Annotated in this window: 5 protein-coding genes, 1 tRNA gene and 1 pseudogene; 3 read left to right on the top strand and 4 right to left on the bottom strand. The window is 71.1% G+C overall.

From position 1 onward, the window contains the following. Positions 1 to 1,229: pseudogene (locus tag SACSA_RS25550) on the bottom strand (ABC transporter permease); the annotation flags it as partial. A gap of 193 nt (positions 1,230 to 1,422) precedes the next feature. Here SACSA_RS25550 and SACSA_RS20985 point away from each other — a divergent pair. After that, positions 1,423 to 1,905: a DUF6653 family protein gene (locus tag SACSA_RS20985; RefSeq protein WP_019812961.1), complete on the top strand. Its 483-nt coding sequence runs from the start codon at positions 1,423 to 1,425 to the stop codon at positions 1,903 to 1,905. Positions 1,906 to 2,362: 457 nt separating this feature from the next. Here SACSA_RS20985 and SACSA_RS0101525 read toward each other — a convergent pair. Beyond that, positions 2,363 to 2,435, bottom strand: a tRNA-Arg gene (locus SACSA_RS0101525). 292 nt (positions 2,436 to 2,727) lie between these two features. Between SACSA_RS0101525 and SACSA_RS0101520 the strand changes: the two genes are divergently transcribed. Then, on the top strand, positions 2,728 to 3,654 hold the full coding sequence (locus SACSA_RS0101520; protein ID WP_019812960.1) for a cation diffusion facilitator family transporter: 927 nt from the start codon (positions 2,728 to 2,730) through the stop codon (positions 3,652 to 3,654). Between the two features lie 48 nt (positions 3,655 to 3,702). On the opposite strand, the gene SACSA_RS0101515 is transcribed toward SACSA_RS0101520, so the two are convergent. After that, positions 3,703 to 4,488, bottom strand: a complete 786-nt coding sequence (locus SACSA_RS0101515; protein ID WP_019812958.1) for a DUF305 domain-containing protein — start codon at positions 4,486 to 4,488, stop codon at positions 3,703 to 3,705. Between the two features lie 4 nt (positions 4,489 to 4,492). Continuing rightward, on the bottom strand, positions 4,493 to 5,338 hold the full coding sequence (locus SACSA_RS0101510) for a DUF3105 domain-containing protein (RefSeq protein ID WP_019812956.1): 846 nt from the start codon (positions 5,336 to 5,338) through the stop codon (positions 4,493 to 4,495). Between the two features lie 105 nt (positions 5,339 to 5,443). On the opposite strand from SACSA_RS0101510, the gene argS reads away from it, so the two are divergent. Further along, entirely contained in the window at positions 5,444 to 7,099 is a 1,656-nt protein-coding gene (gene argS, locus SACSA_RS0101505) for an arginine--tRNA ligase (protein WP_019812954.1), read from the top strand. Positions 7,100 to 7,140: the final 41 nt, after the last annotated feature.

The raw sequence follows: 7,140 nt of genomic DNA, 5'->3' as shown, positions 1-7,140 counted from the left end.
ACCGAGGCACCGAAGGCGGCCAGTGCGGCGACGACGGAGAGCCGCATCGCCTCGGCAGTGACCAGCTCGGAGGGCCCCACGACCGTGGTGAGCAGGCGCGCGGCGGCCCACCCGCCCGCGCTTCCGATGGCGAGCGCTCCGCCCGTCTCCAGCGCGGCCTTGCCCGCCAACGCGAACGGCCCCACGCCTCGGGCCGAGAGCATCGTCAGTTCGGTGCGCCGTCGATCCACCCAGAAGGCACCCACCGCGAGCGCGACCGTCAGTCCGGTCAGCGCGCCCGCGCAGGCCAGCGGTACGACGGTGCCCGTGAGCACGGAGCCCACCAGTTCGGAACGCCCGAGCTTGTGTTCCAGCGAGGACTCGAACCGGGCGAAGTAGGGAGCCGTGGACGTGAACGAGTTGTCGTGCGCGTCCGACCCCACGGTCGCCTGCTCAAGCCGCCGCAGGCTCTCGACCGCGGGCCGCGCCGAAGCCGTGGTCAGCGAGGCGCTGTCGACGCCGAGCTCGACGTAGCCCCGGGCATGGGGCGCCGCGTCGAGCAGCGAGTCCTGAGGCAGCAGCGCGACGGGATGAACGGGCGCTTCCTGGAGCGGATGGCCCCGGTAGGTGTCCCGCAGCGAACACCAGAACGGGCGGTCGGGTCCGGATCGCAGATCGCGGTACACGGCGGTGACCGGGAGCGTGGTGCTCCGCTCACCCACCGAGATCGTGACCCGGTCGCCGGGGCCGAGTCCCTGGAGGTCGGCGAACCGGTCCGGCAACCAGAGGCCGCGCTCGCCGCCCCCGTCGAGAACGTCGACGTGCTCGCGTGCGCCGGTTCGCGCGACGAGGTTCACCGTGGCGAGGTCCGGCTCGGCCGCGGGCGTGATCCGGCCTGTCGTGTGGAGCGTGCTCACGGGAGCGGTCAGATGTGGGGAGCTTTCCGCGGCCGGGCGCACGGCGTCGACGCGCTGGTCGAGCAGCTCCGCGCCCCAGGCCGTGTCCGGGGCCTGCGCGACCGGGTGCAGGGGAACCCCGGCGGTGAGCTGCGCGCCGGTGCGCCACGGGCACGAGTTGTCCACGAGCTGGTGCAGTGTCGCGGTGGACGCCGAGGAGAGGAACAGCGGGGCGGCCGACGCGGGCAGGCTGATCAGCAACGCCGCGACGGCCACGGCCAGGACGACACCGGGATGTTCGCGCAGCCGCAGTGGCGCGCGTGACCACGGTGTGGCCAGCCCCCAGCGTCTCACCGCGGTGAGCATAGGCGCGGGGCCCGGATCGCGGAAGCCGTCCCCGGGTGGTGCGACTACGGCATGGCAAGCAGTTGTTCGCGGCGTTGGGTGCCGGGTGTGCGTGCGTTGACGAGGGCAGTGCGGTGAGTAGTGTGCTGTACCGGGTTCCGCGCGGAGTCGGCGCTACCTCTGGTGCCGAAGGGAGCAGCCGATGGAGACCGCGCGGTCGTCGGACACATCGGGCCTCGTCGCGCGAGTTCGCCGGGCGGTGTTCGCCCGGCACGCCAATCCCTGGAGTGCCTGGACCCGCTGGGCGAGCACGCCACTGGTGGTGGTCCCTGTGTGGACGCGCCGATGGAGCCACGCGGCACTCGTCGGCGCATGGATGGCGATCAATCCCGTGTGCTTTCCCCCGCCCGCGAACGAACGGAACTGGGCCATGCGAGCGATGCTGGGCGAGGAAGCGTGGATCACCCACCGGCCACGGGACGCGGCGTTGGCCGTTGATGTGGCGGCTGGACTCGCCGGTGCGGTGGCCGTCGTGGCGGCGCGCAAGCGCCGAGCGGTACCCGCCGCCTCGGCGGTGGCGGCGCAGATGGGGCTGCTGCTGGTGTATTGGGAGCTGATGACCCGCTACCTCGATCGTCAGCGAGGTGCGGACTCGGCGGAAGGTGACGACGTCGGCCGGGGCTGATCGGCGCCCCGCACTCCCGCGTTCGACGGTGTCCTGCGGTACCCGACGTGCTGACCAGCGCGAACGTATGGCTACCTCGGTCTCAGCGACGGCACAGGATGGACAGCGACCTGTCCACGTCCTCGCCACCTCCCGTCGGCCGCACACCCCGACGGATGGCAGGACGATCTTTGGGCGACCGGCACGCCCGGGCCGCGCGATACGAGGGACGCCCAGTGGCCCGACCGGGGAGGAGGTGGTCGACCAAGGGCTCGGCTTCAACCTCGCCGCCCGGCTGAACCGGCGACGGTTCTCACGCGTAACGGCGGCGCTCCGTCTGGTGGCTCCCCTTCGGAGGCAACCCGGCGAACGGCGACATGAGGGAAGGAATTCAACCAGCCGTCCCGCACTGACTGAGGCGGTCCCTCCGCAACGATCACCGGGGCTTGAGCGCGGGGAAGAGACCGTGTGACCTGGGCGCCCTCGGCAGGATTCGAACCTGCGACACCTGCCTCCGGAGGGCAGTGCTCTATCCACTGAGCTACGAGGGCCCATCGCTGTGCGACACGAGAAGCCTACCCCATGCCCGGCCGCCCGTTCACTGTGGGGTGGTTTCCGGGAATGGATGGTGAGGGTGCCGTGTCCGTGGTGGGGGTCCAGTCGTCGTCACGCAGGGTGTCGTCGTCATGGCCGCGTGTTTACGACCCGGCGGGAGGTGGAAGCTCGTCGTACAGTGAGTGCCGGATCGTGGGTCAGGGTAGCCTCACCTCACCGCGCCGATTTTGCAATCATGCGCATGTCGCTATACGTTTGCCGTGAGACGACCGATGAGGAGGCACCGGGATGGGTCACGGCCACGGGCACGGCCACGTGGCGGCACCGCAGCAGGGAAGCGCCTCCGGCCGCTACGTGCGCAACCTGGCAGCGGCCCTGGCCATCGGTGCCGCCTTCATGGTGGTGGAACTCACCGTCGGCCTGGCGACCTCGTCGCTGGCGCTGCTCTCCGACGCCGCGCACATGTTCACCGACGTGCTCGGCGTGGGCATGGCCCTCGCCGCCGTGATTCTCGCCCGCCGCAGCGGTCCGACGTTCACCCGCACCTTCGGCCTCTACCGCGCGGAGGTGCTGGCCGCGCTCGCCAACGCCGTCCTGCTGTTCGGCGTGGCCGGATACGTCGTCTACGAGGCGATCTCCCGCATCGCCGACCCGCCCGAGGTGCCCGGTCTGCCCGTGCTGCTGGCGGCGGCGGGCGGTCTCGTCGCGAACACGGTCGCCTTCTTCCTGCTGCGTTCCGGCGCCGAGGAGAGCCTCAACGTGCGGGGCGCCTACCTTGAGGTCCTCGCCGACCTCATCGGGTCCGTCGCCGTGCTCGTCAGTGGCGCGGTGACGCTGCTGACGGGATGGCGTTACGCCGACCCGGTCGCCGGTGTCGCCATCGGGCTCTTCGTCCTGCCCCGCACGGCAGTGCTCGCCCGGCGCGCGCTGCGCATCCTGTTCCAGCACGCACCGCGAGGCATCGACGTCGCCGAGCTGAACACCGCACTGCACGCGCTCCCCGGCGTGGAGGACGTGCACGACCTGCACGTCTGGACACTCACCAGCGGCATGGAGGTCGCCTCGGCCCACCTCACGGTCGCGCCCGACGCCGACACCGGCGGCGTGCTCGCCCGCGCGCAGCGACTGCTGGCCTCGCGCTACGCGATCGAGCACGCCACCTTGCAGGTCGAGCCCCGCGAGTCGGCGCGCCGCTGCGCCCAACTGTCCTGGTGACCCCGGCGGTCGTCGTGGCCCGGCGGTCGTGGCGATCGCGGCGGCCGGTCAGGGGAAGGGCAGCGGCTCGGCTCCACGCTCGGCGAGCATCCCGCGCATCAGATCGATCTCCGCGCCCTGCGCCTTGAGCATGCTCTCAGCCAGGGTTCGCACAGCGGGCACCGCGCTGTGGTCGGCGGCGTACTGCGCCATGTCCGTCCCGCCCTCGTGATGACGCAACATCAGTTGCAGGAAGTAGACATCGAGTTGCTCACCGGACAGCGACCGCATCCGGGCCATCTCGTCGTCGGTGGCCATCCCCGGCATCACCGGTTCGTCGGCTCCGGTGCCGTCGGAGCCACCCGAAACATTCCCGGAGCCGCCGTGGTGGGCGTGTCCGGCAGGGCCCGACATCCACTGCATCGGCTCTCCGAGCGGCTGCTCGGGTTGCTCCCACAGCATGAGCCAGCCCTTCATCCGGCCGACCTGTTCGAGCTGCGTACTCCCGATGTCGAACGCGAGCTGCACCACGGCCGGGTCCTCGCTGCGGTCACGCACCCAGTTGGACATCGTCACGGCCTGAAGGTGGTGCAGCGACATGTCCTGGGAGAAGCCCACCGCGATCGAGCCGGCTTGCGGGGTCGGCGGAGCCTGGTCGTCGCGGGCCTGCGAGATCAGCATGCCACCCGTGGCGCCGAGCAGGAGTACGGCCAGCGCGGCCGCGGTGAAGATCACCACGCGGGACCACGTGGGGACGTGCCCCCTGCGTGGTGCTGACTCGAGCGCGTGGGCGCCTCCGGCGTCGTCCGGCCCCCCGGCCTGTGCGTCGTCGTCCGGCCGCTGCCCGGAGGTCATGGCGTCAGTTCTCCGCTGGCGCGCCCGGCTGCGGCTGGCCCTGGCCCATATCGCGCGCGCCGGAGGAACCCTGGTAGTCCATCGGCTTGGCGTCCGGGCCCGGCGGCTCGGGGTTGAACGCGGGCGGGTTGTCCGGGTCGAACTGGCCGGGCCCGAGCGCGTCGCAGGACGCCCCGACCTCGGGGTAGGTGTTCGGGTTCCGGCGCAGGGCCGCGATGAACTGGTCGATGCGCTCGTCGTGGACGCTGTCGACCTTGAGCTGGTGGCCCCAGGACTGCAACGAGATCGGCGCCTCGAGGCCCGGATAGGGCGACATCATCGTGAACGGTTTGCCTTCGGCCCGCAGCTTCAACGTCTCCAGGTCCTCGCCGGTGACCTGTTCGGGGTTGTAGGCGATCCAGATCGCCCCGTGTTCGAGCGAGTGCACCATGTTCTCGGTGCGCACGGCCTCCGGGTAGACGACGCCGTTGCACGCGGCCCAGATGCCGTCGTGCGGTCCACCGAACGGCGGAGTCTTGTCGTAGGCCACCCGTTCGGTGGGCAGCACGTGCGCCCCGGCCTCGTACTGCTCGGTCACCACGCCCTTGATGCCGGTGGAGGGGTCCGGATTCTGCTGGGACGGGGCGAACTCGGCGGCGGCCTCCTCGCGGTCCCGCTGCGCACGCTGGTCGCTGGAGGCGACGTAGTAGTAGCCGAACACGCCCACGGCCAGCAGCAGAATGGCCACGACCGCGCCGATGGTGCCCCACGGGATCTGCTTCTTCGCGGCCACCGACCCTCGGGCCGCGGAGACGGCGCCACCGCGTCCGCCCTTGTTCTTGGCGCCCTTCTTGTTGCTGCCGCTGGCCATGGCTCCTGTCGTTTCGCTCGGCGACGTTTCCCCTGCTGGATCAGTGTAGTGAAGTGACCGACGGTCGGTGTCATCGGTCGCGGCCCACGGACTTACACTCGCCTGGTGACTCCTGCCGCTCTCGCCGACCTGGTCCGTTCGTCCGCCGCGCGCGTCCTCGCCGACCGTGGCCTCGACCACAGTGTTCTGCCCGAGCGTGTCACGGTGGAGCGACCGCGCAACCCCGAGCACGGAGATTACGCCACGAATCTCGCCCTGCAAGTGGCCAAGAAGGTGGGCCTGCAACCCCGTGAGCTGGCGCAGGCTCTCGCCGATGTGATCTCGGACACGCCGGAGGTCGCGGCGGCCGAGATCGCCGGGCCCGGGTTCGTCAACCTGCGCCTGGCCGCCGACGCCCAGGGCGCGATCGTGCGGCAGGTGCTGGAGGCCGGCGACGGCTACGGGCGCGGCACCGCGCTGGCGGGCCGGCGGATCAACCTGGAGTTCGTCTCGGCCAATCCGACCGGGCCGATCCACCTCGGCGGCACGCGCTGGGCCGCGGTGGGCGACGCGCTCGGCCGGGTCCTGAGTGCCCAGGGCGCGGCGGTCACCCGGGAGTACTACTTCAACGACGCCGGTGCGCAGATCGACCGGTTCGTGTCGTCGCTGCTCGCCTCCGCCCGGGGCGAGACGGCGCCCGAGGACGGATACGCGGGCGCCTACATCGACGACATCGCCTCCCATGTCGTGAGCAAGGAGCCGGACGTGCTCACCCGGCCCGAGGGCGAGCGGCGGGAGACGTTCCGCCGTCTCGGGGTGGGGCTGATGTTCGACGAGATCAAGCGCAGCCTGCACGAGTTCGGCACCGACTTCGACGTGTACTTTCACGAGGACTCGCTGCACACCAGCGGCGCCGTGAGCGAGGTACTTGAGGAGCTGAAGCGCTCGGACAGCCTGTACTTCGCCGACGACGCCTGGTGGCTGCGCTCCACCGGCCACGGCGACGACAAGGACCGTGTGGTCGTCAAGTCCGACGGCGACCCCGCCTACATCGCCGGGGACATCGCGTACCTGCGCGACAAGGTCGACCGCGGCTTCGACCTCTGCATCTACATGCTCGGTGCCGACCACCACGGCTACATCGCCCGGCTCAAGGCCGCCGCCGCGGCGCTCGGGCACAGCCCGGACGCCGTCGAGGTGCTGATCGGGCAGATGGTCAACCTCGTCAGCGCGGGCACGCCGGTGCGGATGAGCAAGCGCGCGGGCACCGTGGTGACCATGGAGGATCTGGTCGACGCGGTGGGCGTGGACGCCGCCCGGTACGAGCTGAGCCGGTACTCGGTGGACTCCACACTGGACATCGACCTCGATCTGCTGCGCCAGCGCACCAACGACAACCCCGTCTTCTACGTGCAGTACGCACACGCCCGGCTCGCGTCGTTGCAGCGCAACGCCGCCGAGCTGGGCCTCGCCACGCGGGCCGACGTCGACGTCAGCCTGCTCACCCACCCCAGGGAGGGTGACCTGATCCGCACGATCGGGGAGTTCCCCGCCGTGCTCACGAAGGCGGCCGAGTTGCGCGAACCGCACCGCGTCGCCCGGTACCTGGAATCGCTCGCGTCGGCTTACCACAAGTTCTACGACGTGGCCCGGGTGCTGCCCCAGGGCGACGAGGAGCCGACCCCGCTCACGTACGCCCGCCTCGCCCTGTGTGAAGCCGCCCGTCAGGTCCTGGCCAACGGCCTTGAGCTGCTCGGGGTGTCCGCGCCGGAGCGGATGTAGGGCGCCGGGCCCGGGCCGCGCGGTGCCGGGGCCGGCAGGCG

The sequence above is a fragment of the Saccharomonospora saliphila YIM 90502 genome, from assembly GCF_000383795.1.
Classification (GTDB): Bacteria; Actinomycetota; Actinomycetes; order Mycobacteriales; family Pseudonocardiaceae; genus Saccharomonospora; species Saccharomonospora saliphila.
The sequence above is the reverse complement of the archived record's forward strand: the minus strand, read 5'-3'. Positions and strand labels throughout refer to the sequence as shown.

Excerpts from the sequence above, each read along its gene's own strand:
- SACSA_RS20985 (WP_019812961.1), top strand. The coding sequence starts at position 1,423 with ATGGAGACCGCGCGGTCGTCGGACACATCGGGCCTCGTCGCGCGAGTT.
- SACSA_RS0101520 (WP_019812960.1), top strand. The coding sequence starts at position 2,728 with ATGGGTCACGGCCACGGGCACGGCCACGTGGCGGCACCGCAGCAGGGA.
- SACSA_RS0101515 (WP_019812958.1), bottom strand. The coding sequence starts at position 4,488 with ATGACCTCCGGGCAGCGGCCGGACGACGACGCACAGGCCGGGGGGCCG.
- SACSA_RS0101510 (WP_019812956.1), bottom strand. The coding sequence starts at position 5,338 with ATGGCCAGCGGCAGCAACAAGAAGGGCGCCAAGAACAAGGGCGGACGC.